This window comes from Streptomyces sp. NPDC104371 (genome assembly GCF_055583785.1).
This window is the reverse complement of record NZ_JBVJNF010000013.1, coordinates 17,668-32,540: the sequence shown is the minus strand read 5'-3', so window position 1 is coordinate 32,540 and position 14,873 is coordinate 17,668. Positions and strand designations below refer to the sequence as shown.

Sequence of the window (14,873 nt, the reverse complement as noted above, 5' to 3'; positions counted from 1 at the left end):
CGGAGCACCCCGTCCGAACGACCGGACCTCGCGACGCACACGTCACCACCGCGTACCGTGACCCCTCGGACCCGATCCGACCGCACGATCCACGAGCGTCATGAGTGAAGGAACCATGCACCGACCTGCACAGCGAGACCAGCACGAGCACGCCCGGAGCGAGCGGCGGCAGGGCCTGCGGGGCCCGCGCCTGCGTCGCCTCCTCGTCTGCGCGGCCGCCGTCCCGGCCGTGCTCGTCGCCGCCGGCTGCTCCTCCGACTCCGGCTCCGACTCGGGCTCGGGCTCGGGCTCGAACGGCGACGCCAAGCGGACCTCCGCGTCCAGCCCGCGCGCCGAGCGGAGCGCCTCGGCGGACACCGTCCGGCCGGCCGTGTACAAGACGCTGCCCGAGCCCTGCTCCACCCTGTCCGGCAAGACGCTGGGCGACCTCGTCCCGAAGGGCGCGAAGTCCGGCAAGGAGGGCACCTCGGACGACACCGGGCTGCGGGCGAGCTGCTCCTGGACCAGCCTGGAGAACAACGGCGTCAAGGGCTCCCAGTTCCGCTGGCTCAATGTCTCCCTGCTGCGCTTCGAGTCGGACGCCACGCGCGGCTCGGGCGAGAAGCTCGCGCAGGAGTACTACAGCAAGCAGGCGCAGGACGTGCAGGCCGTCGACGGCGCGAAGAACGTCAAGGCGCGGCCCGTCGACGGGCTGGGCGACGAGGCGACCGCGGTGCGCTACGACCAGAAGAAGAAGGAAGGCGCCTTCAAGCAGCAGACGGTCGTGGCCCGCACGGAGAACGTCGTCGTCACCGTCGACTACAACGGCGCGGGTTTCGCGGGCGACAAGACGCCGGACGCCGACGACCTGGCGAAGGCCGCCGAGAAGGCCACCAAGGAGGCCGTGGCGGCCGTCGCGACGGCGAACAAGGCGGGTGGCACGTCGGACACCGCACCGTCGAAGTCCGCGTCCTCGAGCCCCTCGAAGGGCGCGTCGAAGGACGCCGCGAAGGAAGAGTCCCCGTCGGCGTCGAAGTCCGCGAAGGACTGACCGCCCCGAACTACCCTCCCCAGCAGGCGAGTTGACGAAGCCCGGTCCCGAGCGGACCGGGCTTTCGCCCCTCCGGCCACACACGCATCGCACGTGTGTGCCACCCTGTTGCGCGCAACTACACGATCGGGAAGGGGTTTTAGGGTGGCCGCGCCACTCCAGCTCACACGGACACATCGGGTTCTGATCGGCGTGGTCGTCACCGGCGCTGTCATCATCGCCGGGATCGGCTTCGCGGGTTCGTACGCGGCCGTCCGTGAGCTGGCCATCAAGAAGGGCTTCGGGACCTTCAGTTATGTCTTCCCGATCGGCATCGACGCCGGCATCTGTGTGCTGCTGGGCCTGGACCTGCTGCTGACCTGGATCCGTATCCCCTTCCCGCTGCTGCGTCAGACGGCGTGGCTGCTGACGGTGGCGACGATCGCGTTCAACGGCGCGGCGGCCTGGCCGGACCCGTTGGGCGTGGGCATGCACGCGGTGATCCCGGTCCTGTTCGTGGTCGCGGTCGAGGCGGCCCGCCACGCGGTCGGCCGGATCGCGGACATCACGGCGGACAAGCACATGGAGGGCGTCCGGGTGACCCGCTGGCTGCTCTCCCCGGTCCCCACCTTCCTGCTCTGGCGCCGGATGAAGCTGTGGGAGCTGCGCTCCTACGAAGAGGTCATCAAGCTGGAGCAGGAACGTCTCGTCTACCAGGCGCGGATGCGTTCCCGCTTCGGCCGGGCCTGGCGGCGCAAGGCCCCGGTGGAGTCACTGATGCCGCTGCGGCTCGCGCGGTACGGCGTTCCGCTGGCGGAGACCGCCCCGGCGGGCCTCGCGGCGGCGGGGATCGAACCCGCGATGCTCCCGCCGGCGCCCCGCGTGGAGGTGGCCGTGGACGCTCCGGCGGCACCCGCCCCGCAGCAGGCGGCGCCTCCCGCCGAGCAGCGCCCGCAGTTGGAGGGCGCCGCGCACCCCGGGCGCGCCCAGGCCCCCGATGGCGCACCGGCCCCTGACGCCGCGCCGGATCCCGCGCAGAACCCGTGGTTCAAGCCGCCGCAGGACGTCGAGTACCAGGGCGGCTACGACCCGACGTACGAGCCGGAGCCTCCTCACGACCTCGACGAGGAGCACTGGCAGTGGTACGAGGAGCAGCAGTACCTGCAAGAACAGCAGTACGTACAGGAACAGCGGTTCTTGCGGGAGCGCGAGGTCCAGGGCGGGCAGGCGTTCCCGGAGGAGCAGCCGCAGGAGCCGCAGCGGCCCCATGGCGAGGAGACCGGCGACCCGGAGACCGGCGACTTCCCCATCCCAGCGGGCCCGAACCGTACGCGCCAGCTCGGTGAGGGCGGTGGCGCGGAGCCGGGCGAGGAGGACTACTACCAGGTCTTCCGTCAGTCGATCAACGGCAGTCTGCCCACGCCGCGCGAGTTCGGCGACAGCGTCGAGGCGACGTACGGCATCTCCCTCGGCGATGCCGCCGCCAAGCGCATGGTGCTGCGCTTCTCCGAGCGCTTCAACGCGGAGCTGGAGGAGGACCACATCGCCTGACCGGCACACGGCAGGACGGACGAGAAGGGGCGCCCGGTGGTCACCGGGCGCCCCTTCGTCGTTCAGATCCTCAGGCGGTCCTACTCGCCGAGCAGGGCCCGCACCCGGTCCTGGCCCACCGCGAGCAGCAGGGTGGGCAGGCGCGGGCCGGTGTCACGGCCGACGAGCAGGTGGTAGAGGAGCGCGAAGAACGACCGCTGGGCGGTCTTGATCTCCGGCGGCAGCTCCTTGGGCGTGGCGTCCGCGGAGAAGCCGGCCTGGACCTTGGGCACCCCGTACACCAGGTGGGAGAGGCCGTCCAGGGACCAGCTCTTCTCCAGGCCGTCGAGCAGCAGCCGCAGCGACTGTCGGCCCTGCTCGTCGAGGGACTTCAGCAGCTCGGCGTCGGGCTCGTCGCGGACGATCGTGCGCTGGTCGGCCGGGACGTAGGTGTTGATCCAGGCCTCGGCCTTGTCGTAGCGCGGCCGTGCCTCGTCGAGCGCGGCGAGCGGGTTCGCCGGGTCGAGGTCGGACAGGATGCGCAGGGCCTGGTCCTGGTGGCCCGCGGTGATGTCGGCGACGGACGCGAGCGTGCGGTACGGCAGCGGGCGCGGCGTCTTCGGCAGGTCACCGGCGGCGGTGCCGACGGCGCGGGTGTACGCCGCGACGTCGCCCGGCAGAGCGGACCCGTCGGCCACCTTCGCGGCCAGCTTGTCCCACTCGTCGTAGAGCCGCTGGATCTCCTGGTCGAAGGCGATCTTGAAGGACTGGTTGGGCCTGCGGCGCGCGTACAGCCAGCGCAGGAGCTGCGGCTCCATGATCTTCAGCGCGTCGGCCGGGGTCGGGACCCCGCCCTTGCTGCTGGACATCTTGGCCATGCCGCTGATGCCCACGAACGCGTACATCGGCCCGATGGGCTGCTTGCCGCCGAAGATCCCGACGATCTGGCCGCCGACCTGGAACGAGGAGCCCGGCGAGGAGTGGTCGACACCGGAGGGCTCGAAGACGACGCCCTCGTAGGCCCAGCGCATGGGCCAGTCGACCTTCCACACCAGCTTGCCGCGGTTGAACTCGCTCAGCCGGACGGTCTCGGAGAAGCCGCAGGCCGTGCAGGAGTACGTCAGCTCGGTGGTGTCGTCGTCGTACGACGTGACGGTCGTCAGGTCCTTCTCGCACCCGCCGCAGTAGGGCTTGTACGGGAAGTACCCGGCCGACCCGGCGCTGCCGTCGTCCTCGGCGGCGGCGCCCGAGCCCTCGGCGGCCTCCAGCTCGGCCTCGTCGACGGGCTTCTGCTGCTTCTTGCCGGCGGCCTTGGGCTTGGTCCGGTACTGCGCGAGGACCGCGTCGATGTCACCGCGGTGCTTCATCGCGAACAGGATCTGCTCGCGGTAGGCGCCGGAGGTGTACTGCGCGGTCTGGCTGATGCCGTCGAACTCCACGCCCAGTTCGGCGAGCGAGTCGATCATCGCGGCCTTGAAGTGCTCGGCCCAGTTGGCGTGGGCGGAGCCCTTCGGGGCGGGCACGGACGTCAGCGGCTTGCCGATGTGCTCGGCCCAGGACTCGTCGACCCCGACGACGCCCGCGGGCACCTTGCGGTACCGGTCGTAGTCGTCCCAGGAGATCACGTGCCGGACCTCGTGCCCGCGCCGCCGGATCTCGTCGGCGACGAGGTGGGGCGTCATGACCTCGCGCAGGTTGCCGAGGTGGATGGGCCCGGAAGGAGAGAGTCCGGACGCGACGACGACCGGTTTGCCCGGGGCCCGGCGCTCCGACTCCTCGATGACCTCATCCGCGAAACGGGAGACCCAGTCGGTGGTCTCGGTGCTCTGAGCCACGATCGGCACGTCCTCTTTGTCTGGAAGTTCCTCACACCCAGCCGGCATGGTCACACGGCTGACCGCTCCATTGTCCCCGCCACAGCCGCATCCGCGAAAACCCCTTTTCGACCGTCCCACCCGGGCATACGCGCGACAGCCTCGGCACACGGGCGCGGCGGACCTCCCCGGGCCGTTGTCCACAGGCGTTGTCCACAGCCGGGAAATCCGCTGGACCCACCGTGGGATACTGGCCGGGTCCGTCTGTACATACGAGGAGAACGGCACCCACCCCATGGCCTCGGTCACGTCCCTCACCGCTTCCGTCCACCAGCATCTCGCGACCGCTCTCACGGCGACCCTGCCGGAGGCCGCCGCGGACCCGCTGCTGCGACGAAGCGACCGGGCCGACTTCCAGGCCAACGGGATCCTGGCGCTCGCGAAGAAGGCGAAGGCGAACCCCCGCGAGCTGGCGACCCAGGTCGTGGAGAAGGTCGTCCTCGGCGACGTGATCAAGGACATCGAGGTCTCAGGACCCGGCTTCCTCAACATCACGGTCACCGACCGGGCGATCACCGAGAACCTCGCCGCGCGCGCCGCCGACCCCGAGGGCCGCCTCGGCGTGCCGTACGCGGAGACCCCCGGCACCACGGTCATCGACTACGCCCAGCCGAACGTGGCGAAGGAGATGCACGTCGGGCATCTGCGCTCCGCGGTGATCGGCGACTCGGTCATGCGGCTCCTGGAGTTCACCGGCGAGACGGTGGTCCGCCGCCACCACATCGGCGACTGGGGCACCCAGTTCGGCATGCTCATCCAGTACCTGGACGAGCACCCGCACGAGCTGGACCACAAGGCCGGCAAGGTCACCGGCGAGCAGGCGATGTCCAACCTCGACCGCCTCTACAAGGCCGCGCGCCGGAAGTTCGACTCCGACGAGGAGTTCAAGACGCGCGCCCGGCGCCGGGTGGTCGACCTCCAGGCCGGTGACCCGCGCACGCTCGCCATGTGGCAGAAGTTCGTCGACGAGTCGAAGATCTACTTCTTCTCCGTCTTCGAGAAGCTCGACATGGAGATCCGGGATGCCGACATCGTCGGCGAGTCGGGCTACAACGACATGCTCGCCGAGACCTGCCGCCTGCTGGAGGAGTCCGGCGTGGCGGTCCGCTCGGAGGGCGCGCTGTGCGTGTTCTTCGACGACATCAAGGGCCCCGACGGCAACCCTGTCCCGCTGATCGTGCAGAAGTCGGACGGCGGCTACGGCTACGCGGCCACGGACCTCTCCGCGATCCGCGACCGCGTCTTCCACCACAAGGCGAACTCCCTCCTGTATGTCGTGGACGCCCGCCAGTCGCTGCACTTCAAGATGGTCTTCGAGACCGCGCGGCGGGCAGGCTGGCTGAACGCCGACGTGAAGGCGGTCCAGCTCGCCTTCGGCACGGTCCTCGGCAAGGACGGCAAGCCGTTCAAGACGCGTGAGGGCGAGACGGTCCGGCTGGTCGACCTCCTCGACGAGGCCATCGACCGCGCCTCCGCCGTCGTGCGCGAGAAGGCGCGGGACCTGTCCGAAGCGGAGATCGCCGAGCGCGGCGCCCAGGTCGGCATCGGCGCGGTGAAGTACGCGGACCTGTCGACGTCGGCGAGCCGCGACTACAAGTTCGACCTGGACCAGATGGTCTCGCTGAACGGCGACACGAGCGTGTACCTCCAGTACGCGTACGCCCGTATCCAGTCCATCCTCCGCAAGGCGGGCGACATCCGCCCGGCCGCGCACCCGGAGCTGGCGCTGAGCGAGGCGGAGCGCGCGCTGGGCCTGCACGCGGACCAGTTCGCGGAGACGGTCGCGGAGTCCGCCGCGGAGTACGCGCCGCACAAGATGGCCGGGTATCTCTACCAGTTGGCGTCCCTGTACACCACGTTCTACGACAAGTGCCCGGTCCTGAAGGCCGAGACGCCCGAACAGATCGAGAACCGCCTCTTCCAGTGCGACATCACGGCCCGCATCCTGCACCAGGGCATGGCCCTGCTGGGCATCAGAACGCCCGAGCGCCTCTGACGCCAACGGCACCGTAAGGCCGTCCGGACCACCACCCGGACGGCCTTCGCGCTGCCGGAGACGTCAGAGCGAGACTCCGCCGCGAGAGGGTCCGTCCGCAGGAGGATTCCTGAGTGCAGGGGGGCGCTCCTGCGGGATCTGGACCGGCTGCCTCGCAGCAGACGGCTTCGCCTGCTCGGCCTGTCGCTGCTGCGGGGTGAGACCGGCACGACGCTCGGTCTCCCAGAAGGCTTGCTCGATACGGCGGTTGATCTCCCGCACCTGCTTGTGCGCAGCCCGTGCCACCTCGTGGGCATGGGTGACGTCCTCCACGGCCGCGGTCCTGGCCCGCTCGACGAGTTCCTGCGGTACGGCCGATGCCCCCGATTTCCTGGCGTTTCGCTCACGGAGTTCGGCCTAGCCTGTACGGGCTCGGAGCCCATACCTGCGAGACACGCATACACCTCCTGGGTCGCTTGTGTGTAGTTCTCCGGTTGGGAAAGCAGCGGTAGCGGTTGAGGTCGTTCGTGCTGCGCAGAAGCACGCCCAGGCTTCGTCTTGCGGCGAGCCCTGCCGCAACCTGGCACCGAAAGGAGTCAAGGCCCTTCAGTGAGAAGGCGACTTCCTGCGCCCTTTCAGCCTGCGCGTCTCCCACCAGCACGCCGCCGTGCCCTGCTACCGCGCCGCGCAGAGCACGCATGGTTTCATCGAGTTCTCCACGTGCCTGGGCGGCCCGGTTCCAGGCAGACTGGACGGTCTCGTACTGGGCCTGAGTGAGTGTGAGGCTCTCCGGCCCCTCACCCTCGCCAGGCGCCATCCGCATTCACAGTTCAGTCGCCCCCGAAACCCCACTGATCTCTTGAACGATCGCCTCCGCCTCCGCAGCCGAAACTTCAGCAAGGTCGACGGTGTCCGAAGACCGGCCATGCATGAACTCATAGACGGTCGCGGTGGGTTCCCACGTGCCCCTGGCCGAAAAGACCTCATCTGCCACACGCTCAGGGCTCCGTCGCCGACGCATCACCGTGGACGGCTTCTCTCCTTCGAGGCGATCACACTCGGTCTCGTAGACCGCCCAGTAGGTGACCCACCCCTGCCGGTCGGCTTCCAGCTCCGCCGCGCGTTCGTCTGACACCGGCTCAAGGGCGCTTGCCGGTGGATGCGGCACCCGGCCCGCCTCGCCGACCGGGTGCCACTCCCAGTCGAGGAGCGAGAGGTACTCCCACCCGCCCTCGCCTTGCCTACGCCACAGACCATCCACACGCGCCGGTGTGTAGCCCCGGTGCATTTCAACGAAGTACGCGTATTCGCGCGCCTGCTCGTTCATATCTGTTTCCTCCTGGTGCAGATACATATGATGAATATGCGAGGGGGTCAGCAGGGGCGGCGCAGGTGGTTCCTGACGGCCGCCGACGCAGGCCGAAAGATTCAGATACGGGCGGAACGCGTGCACTGCGTTGCTCCAGTCCGCCTCAGCCAGTTCACGCCCTGAGTCTTTGTCTCCCTCATACGTGCGCAGCCAGCCCAGGAACAGCGCGGGAAGCATCTCGCGTACCCATCGATGCCGTGTACCGCAGCCATTCCACCCAGGTGCGCAACTCCCGTAGTCGGGCGCGGCGCGGCGATCGCAGGCGCGGGTGTGATCAGCCTGCCACCTCCGGACATCAGCAAGGCCAGAAGCACCAGTAGTGGGCTGCTGATCCGGCGGCAGTCAGTCCGCATGCCGCACCTGCCACCAGCCGTCCGCCCACGCCCATGCTGAGTCCGGCTCGTACGTGACTGGGAAGTCGTGCTGGTTCTGGTATTTGGCCTCGTTGGTGAACTTCCAGCCGCCGTTCTGCCACTTGACGATGAACTGGGTCAACTGGTTCTTGAGCGGGTCCGCGTCCGGGGCTCCGTCGGCTTTGATTGCGTAGCGGTCGTAGTTGACCCACACGGACTGCACGTCACCGCGCGCAAGGCCGGGATCCACCAGCAACCGTGCACGGACAGCGTTCACGCTGGTTCGGACGGTGATACCCGCCGGGGTACCGCCAGAGGGCGACAGGCCCGCGTTCTCTCGCAGCTTGCGAACCTGGGAGATCTGTTCGTCGATGTAGCCGTCGGCATCCGGAGACGTAACGACTCCTAGTTGCTGATGCGCCTTCTGATCGTCCAGGAAGGCGTACTCCTCCAAAAAGTACGAAACTGCGGAGATCGCGCCGTACAGCGTATGCGGGAAGCCTGTCGAGGCCCCTCCTCGTTGCCCTGTGGGCGCGATCAGGTTGACCTTGCGTCCCTTCTCAGGGGTCATATCCGGATTGAACAGCCGGATGGACTTCGACGGCGAGGGGGCAGGTGAGGAGGCCGCCGCCTTGTCCAAGCCCTTCTTGGTGTCGTCACCCCCCAGCATCACCGCCGCGGTGATACCGCCGCCGACCAGTGCACTGGCCACGAGAACACCGATCACGGCGAGCGTGAGCCGGGCCTTGTGGGTCTTGCTCTCACTCACCGCTGCCTCACTTGGTCATGTTGTAGAAGGTGTTCACGAGCGCGGCGGTGACGCCGATGCCGCCGGCACCGAACAGGCTTCAGAGGATGGCCTGCTGGCCGCGCGCGGCCAGGGCGGCTCGCTCGCTGTTGTGGCCGACGGCGACCGCGGCTGGCGTAACCATCCCCCGCGTCACCGAAGTCCGCCGTGTGGTGGGCTTGTGAATCTCGTACCGTAATCGGGGAGTTGGTCCATGTCCGAGCCGCTGTACCGCCCCTGGGGCACTCTGACACCGCAGGTCCGCGGGACCGCGTAGTGACGTGAGGGCGGGAACGGTCCGAGGGCGGAAGCGTCCTCGGACCGTTCCCGGAAGATGGGACCGTCCTCACCGCTTCCTCATGTCGTCGCTGACTTGTGTCCCAGAGCCGCGTACACGTTGATGTCGGCGTCTGTCACGTCGTTGATGTCGTGGTAGCGGACCTTCTCGATGTCCTCGAGCGTGTCCAGGTACGCCGGTTCGGGCTGTGCCGGGACCGGGGCGGCGTGGTCGGGGCGCCAGTGGTGGGCGGGGACGATGCCCGGCTCGGCGAGTTCCAGCCCGTTGTCGGTGAAGAAGCGCTCCACCTCCGCCTCGGACCGCAGTACGAAGGCGAATCCGCGTTCGGTGTACGTGCGTTGGACCGCGCGGATGTTCTCGGCGTTCAGGTCCTCGGTGAGATGGCTGAGAACCAGTCGGCTGCCCACGGGCAGGGCGTCGACCAGCTCGCGCACGAGCGGGTAGGCGTCCTCGTCCTCGACGAAGTGGAGGATCGCGACGAGGCACAGCGCGATCGGCTGGTCGAAGTCCAGGGTCTTCGCGGCCACTTCGAGGATGCGCGCCGGGTCCTTCAAGTCGGCGTCGATGTAGTCGGTACGACCCTCGGGGCTGCTCGTCAGCAGGGCACGCGCGTGCGCGAGCACGATCGGGTCGTTGTCGACGTACACCACCCGCGCGTCCGGACTGATCAGCTGCGCGATCTGGTGGACGTTCTCCGCCGTGGGCAGACCCGTGCCGATGTCCAGGAACTGGCGTATGCCGTCCTGCTCGGCCAGCGTGGTCACGGCCCGGCGCAGGAAGTCGCGGTTGTGCCGTACGTCGAGATAGCCGCGCGGGTTGGCGGCGAGTCCGGCGGCGGCTGCCGCGAGGTCGGCCGAGTAGTGGTCCTTGCCGCCGAGGAAGACGTCGTAGACCCGGGCGGGGTGGGCCTTGGTGGTGTCGATCCTCCTGCGCAGTTCGGCGGGGTCGTGGCTGAGGGCATCACCGGGCATGGGTGTCTCCGTGAGTGGGTCGGGGCTGTCGAAGCCGGGGGTCGTCGGGGCCTCGTTCGGTTCGGGGCCGGTGGGCGGTCAGGGCTTGTGGCCGATCGCCGCGTAGACGCTGATGTCTTCGTCCGTGACGTCGTTGATGTCGTGGTACTTGAGCCGGTCGACGAACTCGAGGGCGGCGAACCGCTCGGGGTCCGGGGCCGGGAGCACGGGCGCCGCGCCGTCGGGCCGCCAGCGGTGGACGGGAACCACGCCCGGCTCGGCGAGCGTCAGCCCGTTGTCGGTGCAGAACCGTTCCACCTTCTCCCGTGACCGAAGTACGAAAGTCAGCCCGCTCTTCCGGAACGACTGCGCCACCTGGGCGCTCCGCTCCGGGTTGAGGTCGTCCGCCAAGTGACTCAGGACAAGGCGGCTCCCCGGGGGCAGCGCGTCCAGCAGCTCCCGGACGACGCCGTAGGCGGTCTCGTCCTCGATGAAGTGCAGCACCGCGACGAGGCACAGCGCGATCGGCTGGTCGAAGTCCAGGGTCTTCGCGGCCACTTCGAGGATGCGCGCCGGATCCTTCAAGTCGGCGTCGATGTAGTCGGTACGACCCTCGGGGCTGCTCGTGAGCAGGGCACGCGCGTGCGCGAGCACGATCGGGTCGTTGTCGACGTACACCACCCGCGCGTCGGGGGCGATGCGCTGGGCGATCTGGTGGACGTTCTCCGCCGTGGGCAGACCGGCGCCGATGTCCAGGAACTGGCGGATGCCCTCGTCCCGGACGAGCGTGGTGACCGCGCGGCGCAGGAAGTCCCGGTTGTGCCGGGCGGTGAGATGGCCGCGGGGGTGGTCGGCGAAGGCCGCGGCCGCCGCCTGCCGGTCGACCGGGTAGTGGTCCTTGCCGCCGAGCAGGACGTCGTAGACCCGGGCCGGATGGGGTTTCGTCGTATCGATCCTCCCGCTCACCTCGGCAGGATCGTGGTGGAGGGCATCACCGGGCATAAGGCGTCTCCCTGGAAGCTACGACTGGTGGTCAACAACCTAGCCTCCAGGGCGACTTGATGCCGTCCGCAGTGACGAACCAGGGCCACTCAGCCCCCGAGCGGGACCTCCCAGGCGCTGCCGCCCAGCGGATAGACGTAGTCCGGCTTCCCGGCGCCGCTGGTGCGGAACGGTTGACCGTGGTCGTCGACGCGTACGGTGCCGCGGCGGGTGCCGCTCGACCAGTCCAGTTCGAGATACCAGCGGACGTCGTGCCCGCTGGTGTGCGCGTTGACGTAGAAGACCTCGGGGTCGGACTCGCTCACCTTGTACGGGAAGTCGCGCTGCCCGCCGATGGGGTGCGCGAGCGGGTTGCCGAGGTCGAGCGACACGTCGAAGGACTTGGTGTCGACCCCGCCGCCGCAGCCGTTGCCCATCGCGTAGCTGTTCCAGGTCAGGGGCGCGTCGCTGCTCACCACGCGTACGTGCAGCGCCTGGAGTACGACGGTGTCCGCGCCGGTGCCCTGCACGGTGAGCGCGACCAGTTGGTGGTCGGCGGCGACCGCGCCGAGCGCGGTGCTCCAGCCGACCACGTCCTGCTGCGCGGGCGGCGGCGGCACGTTCTGCGGGCTCCGGTCGACCAGGAAGCTCTGGTCGCAGGGCACGTTCCAGTAGTACGGGGTGGTGGCGACCGTGACCGGCACCGCGCCCGACCCGGCGGTGTTCGCGGTGCGCGGGCTGCGGGACGGGGTGACGGAGGGGGCGTCGGCGCTCGGAGCGGTGGTCCGCTGCCGGGTCGGCGAGGTCGACGGTGACGCACTCGCCGTGGGACTGGCCGACGACCGGCTGGTCCGCGGCGCGGACGACGTGCCGACGACGCTCGCTGCGGCGTCCCGGGACACTTCGGGCCGATCGGCATGCCCGGGAACCAGATTCACCACGAGGGCCGTCGCCGCGGCAACCGCAACGATCCCGACACCAGCGAGCAGAGCGGTGGGGCGCTTGCGAGGGGTGCGTCCGGGAGGCGTGGAGGGCGCGAGATCGAGGGCGGGGTCGTGTACGGGGTCCGGGTCCGGGTCCGAGGCCGAGGCCGGGTCTGACTCGGGGGTACGCAACGGGGCTGAGTCTGAGCCGGAGTTCTGGCCCGGGTTCTGGCCCGAACCCAGGGCCGCGTTCAGGGTCGAGTTCGAGCCCGCGCTTGGGTCCGCGCTCGGGGCGGAGTTTGGGGCGCGCGACGAGCCCGCGTCCGGGCGCACGTTTGAGGCCGAGTCCAAGGGCGAGTTCGGGGCCGTGTTAGGGACCGCGTTCGAGCCCACGCTCGGGCCTGCGCTTGGGGCGGGGTTCGGGGCACGCAACGAGCCCGAGTCCAGGCCCGAGTTCGGGGCCGAGTCCGGGCCCGCGTTCAGGGCTGCGTTCGAGCCCACGCTCGGGCCTGCGCTCGGGGCGAAGTTCGGGGCACGCAACGAGCCCGCGTCCCGGCCTACGTTCGAGGTCGAGTCCAAGCCCGAGTCCAAGGGCGAGTTCGGGCCCGCATCCAAGGCCGAGTTCGGGCCCAGGTTCGAGCTTGCGTCCAGGCCTGAGTCCGAGCCCACGTTCGGGGCCGAGCCCAAGCCCGAGTTCAAGCGCAAGTTCGGGGCCGCGCTCGGGCTCGGGGTCGTGGCTGGGTTCGGGCCCACGTTCAGGGACCCGTCCGAGCCCGCGTCCAGGCCTGAGTTCCGGCCCGAATTCGAGGCCGAGTCCGGGTCACACACGAGGCCCGCGTCCATGCCGACGTTCCGGGCCGCGTTCAAGCCCGCGTCCGGGGCCAAATCCGGGCCCGAGTCCGGCACCGCGTTCGGAGCCAAGTGCGGGCCCCCGTTCAAGGCCCCGTCCGGAGCCGCGTCCAGGCCGACGTTCCGGGCCTCGCTCGACGACGCATCCAGGCCTGAGTTCGAGGCCGAGTTCGGGGCACGCAACGGGCCCGCGTCCCGGTCCGCGCTCGGGGCCGTGTCCGAAGCCGAGCCCAAGCCGACGTCCTGGGCCGCGCTCAAGGCCGAGTTCGGGCCCACGCTCGGGGCCACATCCGAGCCCGAGTTCAAGCCCAAGTTCGAGGCCGCGTCCAGGCCCGAGCTCTGGGCAGCGTTCAGGTCCGGATTCGGGCCCGCGCTCGGGGGCGCGTCCGAAGCCGAATCCAAGCCGACGTCCTGGGCCGCGCTCGAGGCCGAGCCCTGACCCGAGTTCGGGCCCGAGCCCTGAGCCAACCCCTGATCTGAGTTCGGGCCCGAGCCCTGACCCGAGGTCGAGGTCGGGTTCGAGGCCGCGTTCGAGGCGCGCAACGGGCCTGCGTTCAGGCCCGAGTTCAGGCCCGAGTTCGGGCCCGTCCTCGCCGTGCGCTTCGGCTCCGGTGCGGACCCCTGGCCGGTGGCCGGTCCGCTCCCGCTCGTCCCCGACCCGGTCCTCGTGTTCTCCGGGCTCTTCAAACCCCGTAGCGCGTCCGCGCGGACCCAGCGGCGGTGTAGTTCGAGCAGCTCGTCCGGTCTCGCCCGGCAGACGCGGGCCAGTCGTTCGACGGGGGCGTAGTCCGTCGGTACGACCTCGCCGCTGACGTACCGATGCACGGTGGACGCGCTCATGTGCAGACGCTTGCCCAACGCCCCGTAACTGAGCCCGGACCGTTCCTTCAACTCGCGCAGCAGCTCCGCGAAGTCGTCCCCCGCCACCGTTCTCCCTCTCCCCAGATCCCTGGACAGCGTCCCAGGTGGTTGATGTTTCCCCAGGTCAGAGCCGTTCCCGGCGTTCCAGCGTCCCGCATGTTCCCGTACTGCTGGCCCCTGGGACGGATCCTCCCACAAGGTGGTGTCCAAGCAAGCACGGCGCTCCCGCCACCAGGTCGAGCAGCCGGTCCCCAGCACTCCGTACGAAAGGCACTCCCATGTCCGCACGCACCCTCCGCACCGCCCGCACCTCCCGCACCCGTCTGTTCGCGGTCACCGCGCTCTCGATCGCCGCCGCCCTGTCCCTGACCGCGTGCAACGGAAGCGACGAGGACACGAACGGAGCGGGCTCCTCCCCGTCCGTCACCGCCACCTCCACCGCGCAGGGCCAGCAGCCCTCCGACGCCCCGTCCTCGCACGAGGGCAACGGTTCCAGCGGCTCCACCAATGCCCAGGGCTCGACCGGTACCAACGGCGCCAACTCCGCTTCCCGCTCCGGCGGTTCGAAGGGCACCGGCAGCGGCAGCGGCTCGCAGAGCGGTACGGCCTCCGGGAAGATCGGGAAGTGCGGTGCCAAGAGCCTGCGCATCACCGCGGCCGAGCCGCCCCGCCCCATCAACCACCTGCTTCTGACGGCGACCAACACCGGTTCGACCACGTGCATGCTGCCGGCCTACCCCGCGGCGCGCTTCGGCGAGGCGCAGTCGGTGCCGCCGGTGGCCGAGGACACCCAGCCGCAGGCGGTGACGACGCTGGCGCCGGGCGAGTCGGGATACGCGGGGGTCATCCTGTCCAGCGGCGACGGCGAGAACGGCCACACCGTCTCCACGCTGACCATCCCGTTCGACGACGGCTCGATCTCCACGGTGTCCCTGCCCGCCAAGGGCGTCTACGTCGACGACAAGCTCACGGTCTCCTACTGGCAGAGCACCATGACCCCGGCCGTGGACTTCTGACCGGGGGCGGAGTGACCGAGGGCCGTGACCGATCCGGCCGCCCCCGCCGATCCCGCCGACCGTCCAGCCGTTCAGCACCACCGAGGGGCCCGCACCGG

At 69.8% G+C, this 14,873-nt stretch carries 11 protein-coding genes and 1 pseudogene; 5 read left to right on the top strand and 7 right to left on the bottom strand.

Going from position 1 to position 14,873, the window contains the following annotated elements:
* Positions 1–115 precede the first annotated feature (115 nt).
* Positions 116–1,030: a DUF3558 domain-containing protein gene (locus ACZ60T_RS30485; protein ID WP_469668852.1), complete on the top strand. Its 915-nt coding sequence runs from the start codon at positions 116–118 to the stop codon at positions 1,028–1,030.
* A gap of 144 nt (positions 1,031–1,174) precedes the next feature.
* Entirely contained in the window at positions 1,175–2,560 is a 1,386-nt protein-coding gene (locus tag ACZ60T_RS30480) for a DUF2637 domain-containing protein (protein ID WP_469668850.1), read from the top strand.
* An 80-nt stretch (positions 2,561–2,640) separates the two neighbouring features.
* Here ACZ60T_RS30480 and lysS read toward each other — a convergent pair whose 3' ends face one another.
* On the bottom strand, positions 2,641–4,383 hold the full coding sequence (gene lysS, locus ACZ60T_RS30475) for a lysine--tRNA ligase (RefSeq protein ID WP_469668849.1): 1,743 nt from the start codon (positions 4,381–4,383) through the stop codon (positions 2,641–2,643).
* Between the two features lie 265 nt (positions 4,384–4,648).
* On the opposite strand from lysS, the gene argS reads away from it, so the two are divergent.
* Complete coding sequence (argS, locus tag ACZ60T_RS30470) at positions 4,649–6,409, top strand: arginine--tRNA ligase (protein WP_469668848.1); 1,761 nt, start codon at positions 4,649–4,651, stop codon at positions 6,407–6,409.
* A gap of 802 nt (positions 6,410–7,211) precedes the next feature.
* On the opposite strand, the gene ACZ60T_RS30465 is transcribed toward argS, so the two are convergent.
* The 5 genes from ACZ60T_RS30465 to ACZ60T_RS30445 all read right to left on the bottom strand — a co-directional run bounded on the left by ACZ60T_RS30465 (position 7,212) and on the right by ACZ60T_RS30445 (position 11,830).
* Entirely contained in the window at positions 7,212–7,934 is a 723-nt protein-coding gene (locus ACZ60T_RS30465) for a hypothetical protein (protein ID WP_469668847.1), read from the bottom strand.
* A 165-nt stretch (positions 7,935–8,099) separates the two neighbouring features.
* Entirely contained in the window at positions 8,100–8,879 is a 780-nt protein-coding gene (locus ACZ60T_RS30460) for a hypothetical protein (RefSeq protein ID WP_469668845.1), read from the bottom strand.
* A gap of 375 nt (positions 8,880–9,254) precedes the next feature.
* Positions 9,255–10,166 carry an SAM-dependent methyltransferase gene (locus tag ACZ60T_RS30455; protein ID WP_469668843.1) on the bottom strand — a complete coding sequence of 304 codons (912 nt, stop codon included), beginning with the start codon at positions 10,164–10,166 and terminating at the stop codon, positions 9,255–9,257.
* A 78-nt stretch (positions 10,167–10,244) separates the two neighbouring features.
* Positions 10,245–11,147, bottom strand: a complete 903-nt coding sequence (locus tag ACZ60T_RS30450) for an SAM-dependent methyltransferase (RefSeq protein ID WP_469668841.1) — start codon at positions 11,145–11,147, stop codon at positions 10,245–10,247.
* Positions 11,148–11,236: 89 nt separating this feature from the next.
* Positions 11,237–11,830, bottom strand: coding sequence for a hypothetical protein (locus ACZ60T_RS30445; protein ID WP_365633797.1), 594 nt, complete (start codon positions 11,828–11,830; stop codon positions 11,237–11,239).
* On the opposite strand from ACZ60T_RS30445, the gene ACZ60T_RS30440 reads away from it, so the two are divergent.
* On the top strand, positions 11,820–13,337 hold the full coding sequence (locus ACZ60T_RS30440; RefSeq protein WP_469668966.1) for a hypothetical protein: 1,518 nt from the start codon (positions 11,820–11,822) through the stop codon (positions 13,335–13,337). The genes ACZ60T_RS30445 and ACZ60T_RS30440 overlap by 11 nt on opposite strands.
* Positions 13,338–13,579: 242 nt before the next feature.
* Here ACZ60T_RS30440 and ACZ60T_RS30435 read toward each other — a convergent pair.
* Positions 13,580–13,825: pseudogene (locus ACZ60T_RS30435) on the bottom strand (helix-turn-helix domain-containing protein); the annotation flags it as partial.
* A gap of 212 nt (positions 13,826–14,037) precedes the next feature.
* On the opposite strand from ACZ60T_RS30435, the gene ACZ60T_RS30430 reads away from it, so the two are divergent.
* Entirely contained in the window at positions 14,038–14,775 is a 738-nt protein-coding gene (locus tag ACZ60T_RS30430) for a DUF4232 domain-containing protein (protein ID WP_469668839.1), read from the top strand.
* The last annotated feature ends 98 nt before the right edge of the window (positions 14,776–14,873 follow it).

What these genes read in the sequence shown, in the direction of transcription:
- ACZ60T_RS30465 (WP_469668847.1), bottom strand. Translation starts at nt 7,934, where the DNA reads ATGCTTCCCGCGCTGTTCCTGGGCTGGCTGCGCACGTATGAGGGAGAC.
- argS (WP_469668848.1), top strand. Translation starts at nt 4,649, where the DNA reads ATGGCCTCGGTCACGTCCCTCACCGCTTCCGTCCACCAGCATCTCGCG.
- ACZ60T_RS30485 (WP_469668852.1), top strand. Translation starts at nt 116, where the DNA reads ATGCACCGACCTGCACAGCGAGACCAGCACGAGCACGCCCGGAGCGAG.
- ACZ60T_RS30455 (WP_469668843.1), bottom strand. Translation starts at nt 10,166, where the DNA reads ATGCCCGGTGATGCCCTCAGCCACGACCCCGCCGAACTGCGCAGGAGG.
- ACZ60T_RS30450 (WP_469668841.1), bottom strand. Translation starts at nt 11,147, where the DNA reads ATGCCCGGTGATGCCCTCCACCACGATCCTGCCGAGGTGAGCGGGAGG.
- ACZ60T_RS30430 (WP_469668839.1), top strand. Translation starts at nt 14,038, where the DNA reads ATGTCCGCACGCACCCTCCGCACCGCCCGCACCTCCCGCACCCGTCTG.